The organism is Streptomyces sp. 4N124 (assembly GCF_052245395.1).
GTDB lineage: Bacteria > Actinomycetota > Actinomycetes > Streptomycetales > Streptomycetaceae > Streptomyces.
The window spans coordinates 62683-79347 of sequence record NZ_JBQQBS010000009.1 but is presented as its reverse complement, the minus strand read 5'-3'; the positions used below and the strand labels follow the sequence as shown (position 1 = coordinate 79347).

General features: G+C 70.5%; 13 protein-coding genes and 1 pseudogene. 6 read left to right on the top strand and 8 right to left on the bottom strand.

The features are described 5' to 3' along the window. Positions 1-132: 132 nt before the first annotated feature. The 7 genes and pseudogenes from ACTWQO_RS11765 to ACTWQO_RS11735 all read right to left on the bottom strand — a co-directional run bounded on the left by ACTWQO_RS11765 (position 133) and on the right by ACTWQO_RS11735 (position 7130). A complete protein-coding gene (locus tag ACTWQO_RS11765; RefSeq protein ID WP_443237187.1) occupies positions 133-705 on the bottom strand; it encodes a helix-turn-helix domain-containing protein in 573 nt (190 codons plus the stop codon). Further along, entirely contained in the window at positions 702-2201 is a 1500-nt protein-coding gene (locus ACTWQO_RS11760) for a MarR family transcriptional regulator (protein WP_443237186.1), read from the bottom strand. The genes ACTWQO_RS11765 and ACTWQO_RS11760 overlap by 4 nt, the downstream gene beginning before the upstream one ends. Before the next feature lie 576 nt (positions 2202-2777). Beyond that, positions 2778-3365 (bottom strand): hypothetical protein, encoded by a 588-nt coding sequence (locus ACTWQO_RS11755; RefSeq protein WP_443237185.1) that lies wholly within the window; start codon positions 3363-3365, stop codon positions 2778-2780. A gap of 2 nt (positions 3366-3367) precedes the next feature. Then, the gene (locus ACTWQO_RS11750; protein ID WP_443237184.1) at positions 3368-4213 is read right to left on the bottom strand and encodes a hypothetical protein; all 846 of its coding nucleotides are present in this window, start codon (positions 4211-4213) and stop codon (positions 3368-3370) included. 261 nt (positions 4214-4474) lie between these two features. After that, positions 4475-4696: pseudogene (locus tag ACTWQO_RS11745) on the bottom strand (winged helix-turn-helix transcriptional regulator); the annotation flags it as partial. A 4-nt stretch (positions 4697-4700) separates the two neighbouring features. Beyond that, the gene (locus ACTWQO_RS11740) at positions 4701-6194 is read right to left on the bottom strand and encodes a carboxylesterase/lipase family protein (RefSeq protein ID WP_443237183.1); all 1494 of its coding nucleotides are present in this window, start codon (positions 6192-6194) and stop codon (positions 4701-4703) included. Between the two features lie 21 nt (positions 6195-6215). After that, positions 6216-7130 (bottom strand): MBL fold metallo-hydrolase, encoded by a 915-nt coding sequence (locus ACTWQO_RS11735; protein WP_443237182.1) that lies wholly within the window; start codon positions 7128-7130, stop codon positions 6216-6218. Between the two features lie 183 nt (positions 7131-7313). Between ACTWQO_RS11735 and ACTWQO_RS11730 the strand changes: the two genes are divergently transcribed. Continuing rightward, positions 7314-10100 (top strand): helix-turn-helix transcriptional regulator, encoded by a 2787-nt coding sequence (locus ACTWQO_RS11730; RefSeq protein ID WP_443237181.1) that lies wholly within the window; start codon positions 7314-7316, stop codon positions 10098-10100. A gap of 118 nt (positions 10101-10218) precedes the next feature. Then, positions 10219-10539: a hypothetical protein gene (locus ACTWQO_RS11725; protein WP_443237180.1), complete on the top strand. Its 321-nt coding sequence runs from the start codon at positions 10219-10221 to the stop codon at positions 10537-10539. A gap of 50 nt (positions 10540-10589) precedes the next feature. Here the strand turns inward: ACTWQO_RS11725 and ACTWQO_RS11720 are convergent, their stop codons facing one another. Next, positions 10590-11516 carry a DUF3152 domain-containing protein gene (locus tag ACTWQO_RS11720; RefSeq protein ID WP_443237179.1) on the bottom strand — a complete coding sequence of 309 codons (927 nt, stop codon included), beginning with the start codon at positions 11514-11516 and terminating at the stop codon, positions 10590-10592. A gap of 161 nt (positions 11517-11677) precedes the next feature. Here ACTWQO_RS11720 and ACTWQO_RS11715 point away from each other — a divergent pair, with 161 nt between their 5' ends. The 4 genes from ACTWQO_RS11715 to ACTWQO_RS11700 all read left to right on the top strand — a co-directional run bounded on the left by ACTWQO_RS11715 (position 11678) and on the right by ACTWQO_RS11700 (position 16635). Then, positions 11678-12376, top strand: coding sequence for a response regulator (locus ACTWQO_RS11715; protein ID WP_443237178.1), 699 nt, complete (start codon positions 11678-11680; stop codon positions 12374-12376). Next, positions 12373-13902 (top strand): sensor histidine kinase, encoded by a 1530-nt coding sequence (locus ACTWQO_RS11710; protein WP_443237177.1) that lies wholly within the window; start codon positions 12373-12375, stop codon positions 13900-13902. The genes ACTWQO_RS11715 and ACTWQO_RS11710 overlap by 4 nt, the downstream gene beginning before the upstream one ends. Continuing rightward, positions 13899-14387, top strand: coding sequence for a hypothetical protein (locus ACTWQO_RS11705; RefSeq protein ID WP_443237176.1), 489 nt, complete (start codon positions 13899-13901; stop codon positions 14385-14387). Before ACTWQO_RS11710 ends, ACTWQO_RS11705 begins: the two co-directional genes overlap by 4 nt. A 196-nt stretch (positions 14388-14583) precedes the next feature. Continuing rightward, positions 14584-16635, top strand: a complete 2052-nt coding sequence (locus ACTWQO_RS11700; RefSeq protein ID WP_443237175.1) for a phosphocholine-specific phospholipase C — start codon at positions 14584-14586, stop codon at positions 16633-16635. The last annotated feature ends 30 nt before the right edge of the window (positions 16636-16665 follow it).

Here is a 16665-nt window from a genome sequence, read left to right as displayed (position 1 = left end):
TGTTTGGTGCGCGTGTTGGCGAGCGGGCCGGTGACGGGGGTGCCCGTGCTGCCCTACCGGGGCCGGAATGGCGCACAGCCGCGTTCTTGATCTGCCAGGCAGGGTGGGGAACACCCACGAGGACGTGGGAGTTCATGGTCGTTTCTTCGTGTCGTGGGCCGGTCCGTGGGTGTGCTGGGGCCGCATGCGGGTGCCTGCTTGGTGCAGGAGCCGGTAGACGCTGGCGACGGAGTAGCTGTACTCCGTGGCGAGGTCCGGCACGGTGGTGCCGGCCTCGTACCGGGCCCGCAGGGACAGTGCGAGCTTGCGCCGCTGATCGGCCCGCGCTGCGGCGCGCATGCGCAGCGTCTGCTGTGTCGTGCGCACCGTGCCGCCGGCCTCGATCAGCAGGCGCCGGGCACCGCGCCGCGTCTCTCCCGCGGCTGCCGCGAGTTCGGTGAGGGTTGCGCCGTGCTGCTCGTACAGGGTGCGAAGCCGGGCGGCGAGGCGCTGGCGTGCCTCTGGGTCTTGGCGCATCCGACGGGTCTGCCACGAAGTGCGCATGACGGTGCCGGCGTCGTGCAGCCGGTTGAGAACGGTGCCGTAGGACAGGCCGCTGGCGGTGACGAGTTCATCGACCGTGGCACCGGACTCGTACTGCTGGCGCAGGTACTGGGGCGTCACCGCCTGGCTCGCGTCGGAGGTGGGTGGGGGATGTGGGTTCATGCGACGGACTCCCATTCGCTGAGGGCTTCGGCATGGGCAGCGGCCAGCTCGTCGTAACTGCGCTGGTCTGCGGGCGTGATGAGGATCAGGCGGCCGTCGGTGGCGACCCGCCAGTCGGCGGCCGGATGTCCTGTGACCGGGTCGAGGACGCGCCCGTCGGGGGCGTGCCACGTGGGCGGGATCTCGTCGGGGCGCAGCGTTGGGACAAGGACGGCGTGGCCGTCGCGGACGATGACGAGAGCCCTGCTGCGGTGTTCCGCAAGCCGGTCCAGTGCCCGCTGGTAGGCCGCACGCTCGGCCGCGTGCAGGGCCTTGCGCTGGGCAGCAACGCCCCTGGTGCCGTGTTGCTCGGCGATGTGGTCCCAGCCCTGTGCCGGTGCGTGGCCGTTGTCCACGTCTGGGAGGCGGATACCGAAGCCCTCCAGCGCACGTGGTGCGAGGGCCCAGGTCTCCCCGGTGTGCTGGATGAGACCGTGGTCGGCGAGGCGTTTCAGGGTCCTATAGGTGGTGGCGCGGGAGACCGAGGAGGTGCCGACGAGTTCGCTGACGGTCTGGTGGGGGCGTTGGTGCAGGGCGCTGATGATCATGAGGGCGGAGCTGCCGAGGGCGTGGTGGGCGAAGGCGTCGTGGCCCATGAGCCGGGCGAGGACGGTGGAGTCGATGTCGGCGGTCGTGGCCGTCTCAGGGGTGGGCCACTCCTCAAGTGCCGGGTCGGGGGGGAACTGAGTGGTCCACGAACGAGACGGCAGAGCAGGAGCATCGTCACCAGGGGCACTGCCGTCGTCGAGGTACCAGGTCGAGCCGTCGCGGCCGTGGCCGACCCGCAGGCGGCGCAGCCAGCCCTGCGGCTTGAGGACGGTGTCGTAGACCGCCCGCAGCGTCGTGCGGGAGATGCCCGCTTCCTCCGCGGTCTGCCGTTCACTGGCGTGGTGCAGGGGGCCGCCCGCGATCTCCGCGAAGGTCAGATGCGCCCGCAGCACCCGCAGCGCGGTCCGTCCCCGTTCCCCGCGCCAGGGCGTCGTCTCGACGCGGTCGCGCAGCGCGGCGAGAAACTCGTACGCCTCGTGCCGGGAGCCCAGCGCCCTGGTGGTGCTGACCGCTTCAGAGGCGCCGGCCCACACCCGGCGGAGGTAGTCCAGGGCGCGCGACTGCCCGGAGCGCAGCGCGATGTGCCGGGCGTGGCGTCCGCCTTCGTGCTCGGGGTGCAGCAGGAGCTGCGCCAGCTGGTCGAGAGTTCCGCCGGCGCGGGCCACGTGGCAGGCGATGGCCGCGGTGATCCGGTGCCCTTGCTCAGCTGCGCCCTGGCGATTCGCGCGCAGGATCACGGTCCGGCCGTCGGAGGCGAGCCTGCTGTAACTGCCGGTCGCGTAGCGGCCGGTGAGGTCGCCGAGCAGGATCAGATCGGCCGCAGCCGAGGACAGTCGGGAAAGGCCCAGGGGGCCGCGACGGCGGGTGTGCTGTCGTTGGGGGAGTAGCTGGTGGATGCTGTCTGTCACGGTGGGGTCGTCTCGCAAAGACGTGGACGCCACCCAGGCCCGCTAAAACCACGGGTGGTGTCCGGACCGACCTCCATCGGTGCCAGCGAGGTCCCCAGGATGTGCCGTCCTGGAGGCCTTCGTGTGCCAGGCCCCGAGCGGAGGCAGGCGTCCCCATCGCAGCTCGACCGAGGTCGAAACAGAGCACCGCCAAAGTCACCCACTCGTGATCCACACCGGCCAACTCAGGTCCCCCAGAGGGCAGTTGCAGGGGCTGTTGCCTCTGACTGCCTCTGAGCGACCCGGGTCGAACGGGGGTCGAATCAGAGCGATTTCCTCTGACTGCCTCTACTCGCCTCTGCAACCCGTCCTAGCAGGTCACAGCCTCATCGCCCCCACACAAGCGCAGGTCAGAAAGATGCGCTAGCTGTACCACTGGTTCCTGGCGAAGGCGGTCATGTGCGGCATCTTTGCGGCTCCCGTCTGTCTGCTGTGGTGTCATCCTCGGGAAGGGCGTCACGGTGCCGCAATACGCCTTCCGTCTCGCGGAAGGGATTCGGTAAACCGCCTGGTGAGAGCAGGTGCTTGTCCCTCTGGTCAGCCCTCCCGCGCACCCGTCAGTTCCGGGCGGCCTGACAGGGAGCGGCACAATGACTCCGCCGCGCAGTCGGGGTAGAAGCCGCTCCACTGCGCGGAGATCTCGTGCGTGCCGCGGGCGAAGACCGCAGCGCGGTTCGCCTGGAGGTAGGCAACGCCTCCCTGGGACCAGTGCGGAGGCGTCTCCAGCAGCCGTGCCAGGGCGGTCAGGGCGACGCCGTACTCGTGCTTCCACATCGCGACCAGGTCCTTCCCAGTGCACCCCTCGCAGGGGTGGGTCGAGAAGTGCTCCGCCGAGCCGTGGCCGGTATCGATCAGGCGGGCCAGGCGCCGTTCGTCACCGGCGCAGGCGGCTTCGTAGACCGGTCCGATGACCTTGCGCCAGGACGCGGCGAGGTCCGGGGCGACCGATGGGCCGTCACTGACATTGGGCCCGGGGCACGGTGGTGCCGTCCGCGAGAGGGCCGGGGTCGGCGAAGGCCTCGACTCCGACGGTTGCCGAGGCTCTGTGCACCCCACCAGAAGGGCGGCGAGGAGGCATGCGGCGGACAGTCGGTGGACGAGGGAGAGGGGCGACACCGGGCGCACTCTCACTCCTCTTCGCAGGGGAGGGACGGGTTTTTGTCCGGGCCGGAGGCCTGGCAGAACGAGAGGCCGTACTTCCCGTACTTGAAGACCCGTCGGTAGCTGTCGGATCCTTGCTTGAGCCCGGTGACTTGGAAAGGGCGTCCTTGGTCGTCCATGACGGTGTGCTTCTTTCGGTCGCCGACCATGTAGGTCACCCGTAGCCGGAACGTCACGTGGTACCGCAGCGATGTGGCCCGGAGCACCACGACGTGCTGCTCATGGTGGGCCAGGACGATCGTCTGCCGGGCGAAGAACGGCGGCCCTGGCTTCAACGAGTCGTCCTCGGCGTCGAACACCGCCTGGCGGACGATGGGAAAGGGTCTGTCCAGGTCGAGCAATGTCGTGGACGTGGCTGAGCCGCTCTGCGGCGGTGCGTCGAACAGGGTCCCGGCGAGCGGATCGGAGCGCCGTACGGAGACCGGCTGGATGTCGAGGATGTTGACCTTCTCGGCGCGACGGCCCGTCAGTGTCAGGCGCAGCGTCAGGTCCTCCAAGTTGACCGCGCCGGCGGAGCGCAAGAGCGCGGTGAAGCCGGGAGAACCTGCGGCCCCTGGGTCTGCCAGCAGGCGGGTCTGCTCGGCGCTGGGCCGGAAGTCGCCGGGTGTCACCGCACTCCTCCCTTCGTCGTTCAGGCGGATCAGATCGACGGAGACCGAGAAGTCAGGCCCGTTGCCGGCCCGGTCCTGGGTCCGGTCATGCGAGGAGAGCCAGCCGCCGATCCGGTCAGGCAGTGCCGTGATCTGCTCCTCGATCGACGTGGCGACTCCCAGGAGCACGATCGGTATGAGCCACGCGTGAAACCTGCGCACGCGAGCGGCAATCCTCGCCAACATCGTGGAACCGATGCCCTGTGCCCGGCTGATGGTCCCGGCCGGTCGACGGTCCCGGCCCCCAGTCGCGTGTACAGAGGGCCTGCGTTGCCGCGGTGGCCTGAGCCGCGGGCGCCTGGCAGGAGGCACGCCGCTCCTTTCGCCTTCGGTGTTTTCGGCACGTCAGCATGCCACCGGGCGCACGAGGCAGGTGGGAAAACCCATGGGTAAGCACTTCAACGGGGTGCGATTGACGAGGCGTCAGGCGTCGAAACGGTCGCGTGCGCTCTCGATGCGCCCGAGGTGCTGGTGGGCCCAGCCGCACATGGCGTCGACCGCGGTGCGCAGGGCCCGGCCCGGCTCGGTGAGGGTGTACTCGACCCGCGGCGGCACGGTGGGGTGCACCTTCCGGTCGACCAGGCCATTGCGTTCCAGCATGCGCAGGTTCCGGGTGAGCACCTTGTGGCTGACGCCCTCGACCTGTGGGTCAGCTCCATGCCTGTCGTTCCTGGCCGCGGGGGTCGTCGACCTGGGTCCACTCGGCGTCGATGCGCATCGTTGACCTGCGCTCGGTGTCGTACGGGTCCCAGCCGGGGTTGCCCGTCCTGGCGAACCGGACCCAGGTCTCGTGCATGCGGGCGGCGAGACGGGCGGGTGGCTTGTCGGGGCCGAGCAGGGCGGCGGGACCGTGCAGTTGGGGGAGGCGCACGAGATCGAAGACGAAGGGCAGCTCGACCGCGTGGGTGGCGCCGAGCTCTCCGTCCAGGGCGTGGGAGCGCCAGGCGAACTCGTAGGCGTGGGTGGCGGATTGGGCATGGGTGGCATGTGCGCCGGCCAGGGCCCAGCTGCCGGCGCCGAACAGCGCGTCGCCCATGATGGCGGAGCGCAGCTCGCCGAGGGACGCCTCGGGGCGTGTCTTCCGGTACGTCTTCACGAGTTGCGCAGGATTGGGGTGCGAGCGCGTCGCCGCGTCGTCGACGTCTGCGGCGGTCGAGGTGGCGTACTTGTCCACGGGGACCAGGTAGAGGTTGCCCTCCTCCGTGTTGGTCCCGATGAGCAGGTCGATGCCGGCGCCGAGGCCGGCGGCGACGGAATCGGCGGGCTGCCTGTCGAGGACCAGACTGAAGGGGCTGAGTCCGATCAGCGGGTCGTGGTGTGTGGCGGTTTGCAGGTCGATGCCCGCGAGCCGTGAGGCGGCGTCGATCAGGCGGTCGTCGGAGATGTCCGCGAAGGCGTCGACGTCGGGCTCGACGCCCAGGTATGCGGCGGCTGCCTTGGTGACGCGGGCTGCCTGCTCGGTGGTGAACGCGCCCAGGCCGCTGCCGCTTTGGACGATCGCCCGGCCGAAGAGGCCTGTGGCTTCGGGGGTGGCGAGGACGCCGCCGACGATGGTCGCCCCGGCCGACTGGCCGAAGAGGGTGACGTTGCGCGGGTCACCGCCGAAGGCGGCGATGTTCTCCCGCACCCAGCGCAGCGCGGCGACCACGTCGAGCAGGCCGCGGTTGGCGGGCGCACCGGGGATGTCGAGGAACCCGGCGATGCCGAGCCGGTAGTTGAGGGTGACGAGGACGACCCCATCACGGGCGAAGGCGGAGCCGTCGTACAGTGCGGACCGCGTCGAACCGGCGACGAATCCGCCGCCATGGACGAACACCATGACCGGCAGGTCGTCACCGCCGGCGGCGGGCGTCCAGACATTGACGGTGAGGTAGTCCTCCCCGCGGCGCCAACCGGTGCCGAAGTAGGGGGACATGTCCACGCTGCCGAGCTTGCGCTCGGACTGCGGCGCGTTGGGTCCCGGCACGGTGGCGTCCCGTACGCCGTTCCACGGCGCGTGCGGCTGCGGCGGCGCGAACCGGCCGGCGCCGCGGGGCGGGGCGGCGTAGGGGATGTTCAGGAAAGTGGCGGTGCCGTCTTTCTGGCGCAGGCCGCGGACGGCCCCCTGCGCGGTGGTCACGATGGGGTCGGGGTGGTGGTTCACAGTGGTGCCTCTCCGCGGACCTCAGCCCTGCTCGGCGTACGGGGCGAAGGGAGCCCAGCCCTTGATGGCGAACTTGCTTCCCTCACGCACCACTTCGGCGGCGCCGTGGCCGGCCAGGTGGGCGGGGATCACGAGTGCGTTGTTGTCGGCCGCCCAGCCCAGCACCTTGCGGCGGGTGGCGCGGGCGCCCGCGGGGTCCTCGCAGAAGCAGCTGTTGGCGTCCGGCTCAAGGATCTGCACCGGGCTGTGCAGCATGTCGCCGACGAACACCGCGCGGTCCGTCCCGGAGGCGAGGGTCAGCACGGAGGAGCCGGGGGTGTGTCCCGGGGCCGCGTCCAGGCGCAGGTCGGCATCGATCTGGTGGCTGTTCTCCCACAGCAGCGTCCGGCCGGACTGGTGCACCGGGGCGACGCTGTCCTCGAAGACGTTCTGGTTGCCGCGGCCGAACAGCGTCTTGTGGTCGTTCGCCGGGTTCCAGAAGTCGAAGTCGTCCTTCGGCATCAGATAGGTGGCGTTGGGGAAGGTGGGCACCCACTGCCGCCCGTCCAGGTAGGTGTTCCAGCCGACGTGATCGACATGGAGATGCGTGTTGATCACGATGTCCACGTCCTCGGGCTCGACGCCGGCTCGCGCGAGATGGGTCAGGAAGTCCGTTTTGAGGTGGCTCCAGACTGGCGCGTACGGGCGCTCCTTGTGGTTGCCCACACCGGTGTCGACGAGGATGGTCCTGCCCGCGCTGCGCAGCAGCCAGGTCTGGATCGCGGAATTCACGATATTGGTCTTGGAATCCAGAAAATGTGGGGTCAGCCAGGGGGTGCTGTCTTCCCAGATTTCCTTCGGGCTTTCTGGGAAGAAGGCGTCGGGCGTCATTTCGACGGAACCGTAATATTCCCAGACCCGGGTGATCGTGACATTGCCGAGCTTGATCTGTTCCATCGTGATTCCTCAAGAATTCGGACGCTTTCCCGGAACCGTACGAGCGGCCCCAGGACCCGCGGTATCCGTCATGTGACTGCACCCATCCGGATGCCCCGGTCACCGGGCCGGGCCGCTTGTAGCCTGGGCGGCGACAAGGCAACCCACGGCTCCGCTCGAAGAGCCACCATTCCTGGAGACTCCGTGGACGATCACACAGGCGGCCCCCGTGCGGTCGCTGGACCGGAGTCGGACGTAAGAAAGCCGATCGTCGGCCGGGACGCGGAACTGGCACGCCTCTTTCGTGCGGTGGACTCGGCGTCGGCCGACCCGGTTCTGATGCTGCTCGGCGACGTGGGCATGGGAAAGAGCGCACTGTTGGACCGTGCGGTGCGTCGGGCCGAAGCGAGCGGCGCTCGTGTTCTGCGCGCCGAGGGCAGCGAGTCGGAGTCAAGCCTCGCCTTCTCCGCCCTGCATCAGCTGCTGCGGCCGGTATCGGCCGCGGTGGACGAGTTGCCGGAGAGGCAGCGGGCGGCGCTGCACGGCGCATTCGGTGCGAAGTCGGCCACGGCGGAAACCGACCTGATGCTGATCGGAGTTGCCGTCCTGGGTCTGCTTTCGGCCCTGGGGGACCGAGGGCCTGTGCTCGTGGTCCTGGACGACGCGCAGTGGTTCGACCGTGCGTCCCTGGACGTACTGTCCTTCGCGGCCCGACGGCTGGCAGGGGAACCGGTCACCATGCTGATCGCAGCCCGCGTCGGCGATCACCTCCCGGGGGTCGACCGGCACGTGGCGACGCTTACCCTGGGGCCGCTCGACAACGCCGCGGCCGGCCGACTGCTGGACCTGCAGCCGCAGCGCCCCACCGGCCGGATGAGGACGCAGATCCTCGCCCAGGCCGACGGCAACCCGCTGGCACTGACCGAACTGGCGAAGACGGCCACCGCATACGAGACGGCCGCGGGGCCGCCGTACGCCGGTCCGCTCCCCGTCACCGATCACCTGGAGCGGATCTTCGCCGCTCGCCTGAACGCCCTGCCGGCTCCCACCACGCGTGCGCTGCTGCTCCTGGCCGCCATGGACACCGTCGACTCCGCCGTCGCCGTCCCGGCCGCGCTGCCGAACGCGGAGGACGACGCTTGGCCGCCCGCCGAGCAGGCCGGGCTGGTCCGGCGTACCGGCCGCGGCCTCCGGTTCAGCCACCCCCTGGTCCGGTCGGCCGTGTACCACGCCGCGTCCGTCGATGCCCGGCGCACGGCCCACCTCGCGCTCGCCGAACTGCTGCGGGGCGAGCCGGACCGGCGAGCCTGGCACCTCGCCGCCGCGACCACACCCCCGGACGCGGCCGTATCGGCGGAGCTGGAACAAACCGCCGACCGGGCCCGGCGTCGCGGCGGCCACGAGGCAGCGGCCAAGGCCCTGCAACGCGCCGCCGAACTCGCACCGCGCGGGGACAGTGCCCGGCTCCTTGTCGAGGCTGCCGCGGAGGCCGTGCTCACCGGTGACCTCGCCTGGGTCGAGGAACTTGCCTCCGCGGTACGGGCACGTACCGACGACGCGTCGCTCCTCGCAGGCGCCACCGCGCAGGTCGGACGACTGGCGGCACTGACCGTGCGCCACACCGTGGTCTTCTCCCGACTGGCCGACGCCGCCGAGGAGTTGGCGCTCGCACAGCCTGCCATCGCGCTGGACCTCCTGGCCGGCGCCGCCGTGGTCCGCTTCTACTGCGGAGAGGACGTCCAACAGCACCGTATCCAGGCCGTCCTGCAGAGCCTTCCCGAGGACGCGTCACATGCATGGCTACGCACCTGGGTACGGGCCGTGACCGACCCTTTCGGCAACAGGGCCGAACTGCTCCTGCTGCTCCCGCAGGTCGCAGCCGAAGCGCGACGCCACCCCGACCGGCTCACCGCTTTCGCGATCATGGCGTGGCTGCTGGACGAGACCCCGCAGGCCGTCCGCGCCTTCGACGAAGCCTTCGACCACTGGGGTATGCGCGGACCGCTGCCTGAGGGACTGGGCGGCGCGGCTGCCTGGAGCTATGTGGAGCAAGGATCGTGGGGGCGGGCCCGGGAGGCATGCGCCCGCAGCAGCGCGCTCGGTTCGACGGCCGGCCTCGACCACGCCGTGGCATGTGCGGCCGCTGTGGACGCCACCGTGCTGGCCTACCAGGGCGACGCGACGGCGGCCCGCGCCCGGGCCGAGGACGCGCTCGCCCTGATCGACCCGCTGGAGAGCCGATCGGTCCGCGTCTATGCCCGTCGTGCGCTCGGCGCCGCGGCTGCCGCGGAAGGCGCGCACGAGGCGGCGTACGACCAACTCCGCATGGTCTTCACGGCAGATGGCGCACCCGTGCACTACCACGCCTCCTATCCGGCCCTCGCGGATCTGGCCGCCGCCGCCGTGCGCAGCGGTCGGCGCGAAGAGGCCGCCGCGATCGTCGAACGTGCCGCACGCGCGCTCGCGGCGGGCGCCTCACCCCGCCTCCGCGCGCTGATCAGCCGCGCGCGTGGCCTGCTGGCAGACCCCGAGGACGCCGAGCCGCACTTCCGGGCGGCCCTGGCCGACCCGGTGCTGGAACACTGGCCCTTCGAACGCGCCCAGACCCTGCTGGACCTCGCCGAGTGGCTGCGGCGCCGTCGACGCATCGCCGAGGCGCGAGCTCCGCTCACCGAGTCGCTGGAAACCTTCCGGCGGCTGGGCGCGCGCCCGTGGATCGAGCGCGCCCGGGCCGAATCGCGCGCCGCCGGCCTCGACGTCACGGACTCCACCCCCGACGCGCTTGCCGAACTCTCCCCGCAACAGCAGCAGATCATCAGGCTCGCCGCCCGCGGACTGACCAACCGTGAGATCGGCGAGAAGCTCTTCCTCTCCCCGCGCACGGTCAGCTCGCATCTCTACCGCAGCTTCCCCAAACTGGGCATCACCGCTCGCTCCCAACTGCGCGACCTCATCGAGGACACCCTGGCCATGGCCAACCACCAGGAATGAGACCACGAGGAGAAGGCGGCAGCGCATCTCTTCTCCTGTGAGGTCACTTCCGCAACCCACGTCGATGCCTCGGCGTCCAACTCCATGACGGACGGCCGCCGATCACCCGGGAGAGCACGTGGCGAAGAAGGACCAGACGACGGACGCGGCAAGGGAGAAGGACCGCGAGAGGTGGATGGCGCGTTTCCAAGTACGGCTGGCCATGCAGCCGGGCGTGGACCGGGCAGTCGTGCTCCAGGCGGTCAAGGACGTCACCGCGCATTGCGCGGACACGGGAGAGCACCCGCAGACCGCTTTCGGTGATCCGGACGCCTACGCCGTGCAGGCCGCCGCGCGGCTGGTGCCGGAGGACCGGGCGGCGCACGCGAGGCGGCACAACGCCGTGGTGGACACGTTCAGCTCGGTGCTCAAGAGGGCCAGGGACGTCCCCGGTCTGTGAGCCGGATCTGGCCCACCTGTCAGACCGAACGCCCTCGCCCTGCCGGTCGGTCAGGGCACGGCAGGGCCGGTGATGAGGCGGCCCTTCGAGTCGTACGGCCAGACGTTGGGTGTGCAGCCGAGCATGCCCTTGATCTGCTGCATCATCGCCGGGGCCGGCTTGCCGGCGCCCGGGCAGGTGACATGGCCGTGGCCGAGGAAGTGGCCGACCTCGTGGTTGATGATCAGCGCCCGGTAGGCGTCCACGTCGTCGGCGTACACCGGGGTCGCCAGCAGCCACCGTTTGAGGTTGACCATGACGTCCTTGCCGACGCTGCAGTTGACCTCGCCGCCGGTGTCCAGCCCGTATTGGCCGCAGATCTTGTCGACCGTGCTCGCCGTGGCGAGCCGTACGACGAAGTCGGGCGTGCCACTGGAGATGCGGCGGAACGCGGACTCGCCGTCGGCGGTCCAGCCGCGCGGGTCGGCGAGTATGCCCTCCACCTGCCGGGCGACTTCGGCGGGCGACTGGGTGAGGCCGTCCTCCACGACGACCTCGTAGCGCAGCACCCGGCTGCCCTGGCCCACGGTGTCGCTCTCGCCGGCGGCGGTGGTGAACGTGCCGGGGCCCGAAGGCGGGATGGCGGCGGAGGAGGAGGCGTCCGGGGACGGGTCGCCCATTCCGCTGGGCTTGCTGTCGGTGTGCTCGTCGCCGTCCGCACTGCTGCTCGGCTTCGTGGACCGGTCCGGTGTCGGCAGGGGAGAAGGTGACCGGGTGGGGGCAACGGGCGCGTCGTGGGAGTCGGTTGCGGAGGTCTCCGGCGGTGTCCGGTGCACGGCCAGAGCGGTGGCCGAGGCCAGCACGGCGATCGCGGCGAGGCCGCCCAGCAGGGGTCCTTTCCCTTTCCGGCCGCCCCCGTCGGCGTGTGCGGGGCCTCTGCGGCGACGACGGCGGGACCGCGGGGGCGGCGGCGTCGCCCCATGCGTGGAGGTGGTCATGGCCGTCAAGGCTGTGCACGCGATGTGATGAGATGTGGCCCGAACGGTAACGAAAACGTAACGGTCGATCTTCGGCCGGGCTATGTGATCGTCCCGTAACAGTTCCCGGCCGGACCTCGTACCCGCCCTCAACCCCCTTGATCCGTACGGATACTGGGCGCATGCCACGTGTCCTGCTCATCGAAGACGACCGCGCCGTACGGGAGGGCGTCGTGCTCGCGCTGCGCCGTCAGCGACACGACGTCAGCGGCGCCGCCACCGGAGAGGACGGGCTGGCCCAGCTGCGGTCCTTCCGGCCGGACGTCGTCGTGCTCGATCTGATGCTGCCCGGACTGAGCGGTCTGGAGGTGTGCCGCCGGATCCGCGCCGAGGACCAGGTGCCGATCATCATGGCGACCGCCCGCGGCGACGACACGGACATCGTGGTCGGGCTCGAAGCCGGAGCGGACGACTACGTAGTGAAACCGGTGCAGGCACGCGTCCTGGACGCCCGTATCCGCGCCGTCCTGCGCCGGGTCGGCGGCACACCCGTCGACGGCGGCATACCGAAGATAGAGACCCACGGCGCCCATGGTGAACTGGCCATCGACCGGGCCGGGTTGACCGTCACACGGCAGGGAGAACCGGTCGTCCTCGCTCCCTCCGAGCTACGGCTCCTGCTGACGCTCTCGGCCTCGCCCGGTCAGGTGTTCTCCCGGCAGCAGCTGCTGGAGGCGGTCTGGGAGCACAGTTACCACGGCGACTCACGGCTGGTGGACGCCTGCGTCAAGCGGCTGCGCACCAAGATGGGCGAGCCGGCGGGGCAGCCGCGCTACATCGAGACCGTGCGCGGCTTCGGCTACCGGTTCCGGTCCCGGTGAAATCACCGCTGCGCGGACTGCGCGGCCGGCTGCTCGTGGCCTTCGTGCTGGTCGCCGCCGTGGCCACCTTGACCACAGGCGCCCTGACCTTCCGTGAGGCCCGTGTCGGAGTGCTCCAGCAGGGCCAGGACACCGTGATCAAGCGCCTGCGCCAGCACGTCAACGGTGTTGCGCCGGCCATCAGTTACCCACCCGTCCAGGGCGACCTGGAGTGGGTCGCCGCCGAGGTGGCCCGCGCCGAACCGGCACAGAACTGGCGTGTTCTGGTCACGTATCGAGAACTGCGCGCCACCTCCACGCCCCAGGACGGCTTCACCGAACTGACCCCCGCCATGCGCGCTGCCGTGGCCGCCCGTAGGGCCGCCGTCTTCCAGCGGGTGTCGACGGACGGACGTTCCTCGCTCGTCGTCGGCGTGCCCATCACCCTCGAGGCGTCCGGCGAGTCCCCCGCGTCCGGGATCGTCGTCTTCGTCACGGTGCCGCAGACCGCCGAACAGGGCTACGTCGACGCCCTGGTCACCGCCATCGGGCGGGCCGTCGTGCCGGCGCTCGGCCTGGCCGTCCTCCTCGCCCTGCTGGCCGCCCGGGGCGTGCTGCGCCCGGTACGGGAGCTGCGCCGCGCCACCCGCAGCATCGCCGAGGGCCGTCTGGACACCCGGCTCGCCGTCAACGGCTCCGACGAACTCGCCGATCTCTCGCACACCTTCAACGAGACCGCCGCGGCCCTGGAGGAGTCCGTGTCGGAGCTGCGCCGTATGGAGGCCCGCGCCCGCCGCTTCGTCGCGGACGTGTCGCACGAACTGCGCACGCCCCTGGCCGCGATGTCGGCCGTCACCGACATCCTGGACGAGGACGCGGCCGGGCTCGACCCGGACACCGCCACCGCGGTACGGCTCATCAGCGAGGAAACCGTGAAGCTCGCCCGCCTGGTCGACGACCTCATGGAGATCTCCCGCTTCGACGCGGGCGCGGCGGGGCTGCAGTTGGACGACATCGACCTCGCCGAGTCCCTACGGCGCACCCTCGCCGCCCGCGCCTGGCTGGACCTGGTGGACGCCCGGCTCCCCGGGTCCGGCGAACTGCGCGGCCGGGTCGACCCGCGCCGCCTCGACGTGGTGGTCGCCAACCTGGTGGGCAACGCGCTCCGACACGGGGCCCGGCCCGTACAACTGCGCCTGCACGCAAGGGAGATGACGGACCCCGGCGCATCGGGGTGGGCCGTCATCGAGGTGCTGGACAGTGGGCCTGGCATTCCCGCCGACGTTCTGCCCCACGTCTTCGACCGCTTCTACAAGTCGGACACGGCCCGGACCCGAACGGAGGGCAGCGGCCTGGGCCTCTCGATCACGGCCGAGAACGTCCACCTGCACGGCGGCACCATCCGGGCGGCGAACCGGGCGGAGGGCGGCGCGGTGTTCACGGTCGAGATCCCCCTGCGGCAACCCCAGCATCAGCCGCCGCCTCAGCCCCCGCAGCAGCCCCTGAAGCAGTCCATGCAACCGTCCTTGAAGGAGGGGGAGTCATGAGCCCCGCCCCCCGGTCGCTCCGGCCCGCGCTGCTGTGCACGACCGCCCTTCTGCTCGCCGCCTGCGGCATCCCCGAGACCGGCGTGGTGGAGACCGGAGAGCCCGCCACCGGCATCCGGCCGGCCCAGGTCTCCTACTTCGTCAGCGAAGGCACCCTGGTTGCCGTCCGGCGCCTGGGCTTCACCTCGGTCGACATCGAGACAGCCGTGGCGACGGTGTTCCAAGGGCCGGACGTCAGGGAACGCCGTAGAGGCATGACCACCCAGCTTCCGCTGCTGACGGGCGCTCTTTCGGTCCGCACGGACGGCGGCGGCGAGGTGACGGTCGAACTGCCCCTGGGTACGGAGCCGTTGACCGAGACGGCCGTTGCCCAGCTGACCTGCACCGTCGCCTACGCCCGGTTCGACAGCGCGCCGACGTCGGTGACCGTGACGGTCCCCGGCGCCTGGCAGACCGAAGGCTCCAGCGATTCCTGTCCCTCCTGATCAGCAGGGCCGCCGCCACACCCTGAGTCCCAGCATCCGTCGGTCGGCCGTCCCGCACCTCTCGTACCGACGACTTTCACATGGGGGCCATCAGACCCTTCCCTGACGTTTGGTGCTCTTGGAACACTCCTTCCGCGCGCGTTCCGTCATATAGATCCGACGGGTCGAACACCCCCAAGGGAGAGGTCCCTCACCCATGCCCGAAGTCAACCGGCGCCGATTCCTCCAAGTGGCGGGCGCCACCACGGCCTTCGCAGCACTGTCGAGCAGCATCGAGCGCGCCGCCGCGCTCCCCGCGAACCACCGCACGGGGTCGATCGAGGATGTCGAGCACATCGTCGTCCTGATGCAGGAGAACCGTTCTTTCGACCACTACTTCGGGGCGCTCAGAGGCGTCCGTGGCTTCGGTGACCCGCGGCCCGTCACCCACCAGAACGGCAAGTCGATCTGGTACCAGTCGGACGGCACCAAGGACCTGCTGCCCTTCCACCCGGACGCCGACGACCTCGGCATGCAGTTCCTGGAGGGTCTGCCGCACGGCTGGTCCGACGGGCAGGCCGCCTACAACGGGGGCAAGTACGACAAGTGGATCCCCGCGAAGGGCTCCACCACCATGGCGTACCTGACCCGCGAGGACATGCCGTTCCACTACGCGCTCGCCGACAAGTTCACCATCTGCGACGCCTACCACTGCTCGTTCATCGGCTCGACCGACCCGAACCGCTACTACATGTGGACGGGCTACACCGGCAACGACGGTACCGGTGGCGGCCCGGTCCTCGGCAACGACGAGCTGGGCTACGGCTGGACCACGTACCCCGAGCGGCTGGAACAGGCCGGGATCTCCTGGAAGATCTACCAGGACATCGGCGACGGTCTGGACGCGGCCGGCTCCTGGGGCTGGATCCAGGACGCCTACCGCGGCAACTACGGCGACAACTCCCTGCTGTACTTCAACAAGTACCGGGAGGCCAAGCCCGGCGACCCCTGGTACGACAAGGCCCGCACCGGCACCGACGTGAAGAACGGCGACGGCTACTTCGACCGGCTGAAGGCCGACGTCAAGGCCGGCAAGCTGCCGCAGATCTCCTGGATAGCCGCCCCCGAGGCCTTCTCCGAGCACTCCAACTGGCCCACGAACTACGGCGCCTGGTACATCGCGCAGGTCCTGGACGCGCTCACCTCCAACCCCGCGGTCTGGGCGAAGACGGCGCTGTTCATCACGTACGACGAGAACGACGGCTTCTTCGACCACGTAGTGCCGCCGCTCCCGCCCAAGTCCGCCGCGCAGGGCAAGTCGACGGTGGACGTGGAGCCCGACCTCTACAAGGGCGACGCCAACCGGGTGGCCGGTCCCTACGGCCTGGGCCCGCGCGTGCCGATGCTGGTCGTCTCGCCCTGGAGCAAGGGCGGCTACGTCTGCTCCGAGACCCTCGACCACACCTCGATCCTGCAGTTCATGGAGCGCCGGTTCGGGGTGCGCGAGCCCAACATCTCGCCGTGGCGGCGGGCCGTCTGCGGTGACCTGACCTCCGCGTTCGACTTCTCCCGCAAGGACCCGCGCCCCGTCGACCTGCCGGACACCGACGGCTACGAGCCGCCGGACCGCGAGCGCCACCCCGACTACAAGCCCACCCCGCCCGCCGACTCGCGCCTGCCCAAGCAGGAGCGCGGTCTGCGCCGGTCCCGGCCGCTCAAGTACGCCCCGTACGTGGACGGTTCGGCCGACACCGCGGCCGGGAAGTTCACGCTCACCTTCGCCACCGGCGCCAAGGCCGGCGGTGCCTTCCACGTCACCTCCGGCAACCGGACCGACGGCCCGTGGATGTACACCACCGAGGCGGGCAAGTCGATCGCGGACACCTGGAACTCGGCGTACTCCAGCGGCTCGTACGACCTGACGGTGCACGGCCCGAACGGCTTCGTGCGCGCCTTCAAGGGCGCGAACAAGACCGCCGGACCCGAGGTCACCGCCCGGCACAGGGGCGACGACCTCGAGCTGACCTTCACCAACAAGGGCTCCGCGACGGTGGAGCTGAAGGTCGCGAACGGCTACAGCGGCCGGACGCAGCGGTTCGTGGTGCGGCGCGGTGCCACCGTGCGGCACAGCTTCGACCTCGGGGCGAGCGGGCAGTGGTACGACCTGACGGTCACGTCCGCCTCCGACTCCGCGTTCCTGCGGCGTTTCGCCGGACGGGTCGAGACCGGGCGTCCCGGGGTGAGCGACCCGGCCGTCATCACTGAGTGACCGTCACTGCAATGGGGCGGTAAAGCCTGA

Excerpts from the sequence above, each read along its gene's own strand:
- ACTWQO_RS11765 (WP_443237187.1), bottom strand. The coding sequence starts at position 705 with ATGAACCCACATCCCCCACCCACCTCCGACGCGAGCCAGGCGGTGACG.
- ACTWQO_RS11735 (WP_443237182.1), bottom strand. The coding sequence starts at position 7,130 with ATGGAACAGATCAAGCTCGGCAATGTCACGATCACCCGGGTCTGGGAA.
- ACTWQO_RS11720 (WP_443237179.1), bottom strand. The coding sequence starts at position 11,516 with ATGACCACCTCCACGCATGGGGCGACGCCGCCGCCCCCGCGGTCCCGC.
- ACTWQO_RS11715 (WP_443237178.1), top strand. The coding sequence starts at position 11,678 with ATGCCACGTGTCCTGCTCATCGAAGACGACCGCGCCGTACGGGAGGGC.
- ACTWQO_RS11705 (WP_443237176.1), top strand. The coding sequence starts at position 13,899 with ATGAGCCCCGCCCCCCGGTCGCTCCGGCCCGCGCTGCTGTGCACGACC.
- ACTWQO_RS11700 (WP_443237175.1), top strand. The coding sequence starts at position 14,584 with ATGCCCGAAGTCAACCGGCGCCGATTCCTCCAAGTGGCGGGCGCCACC.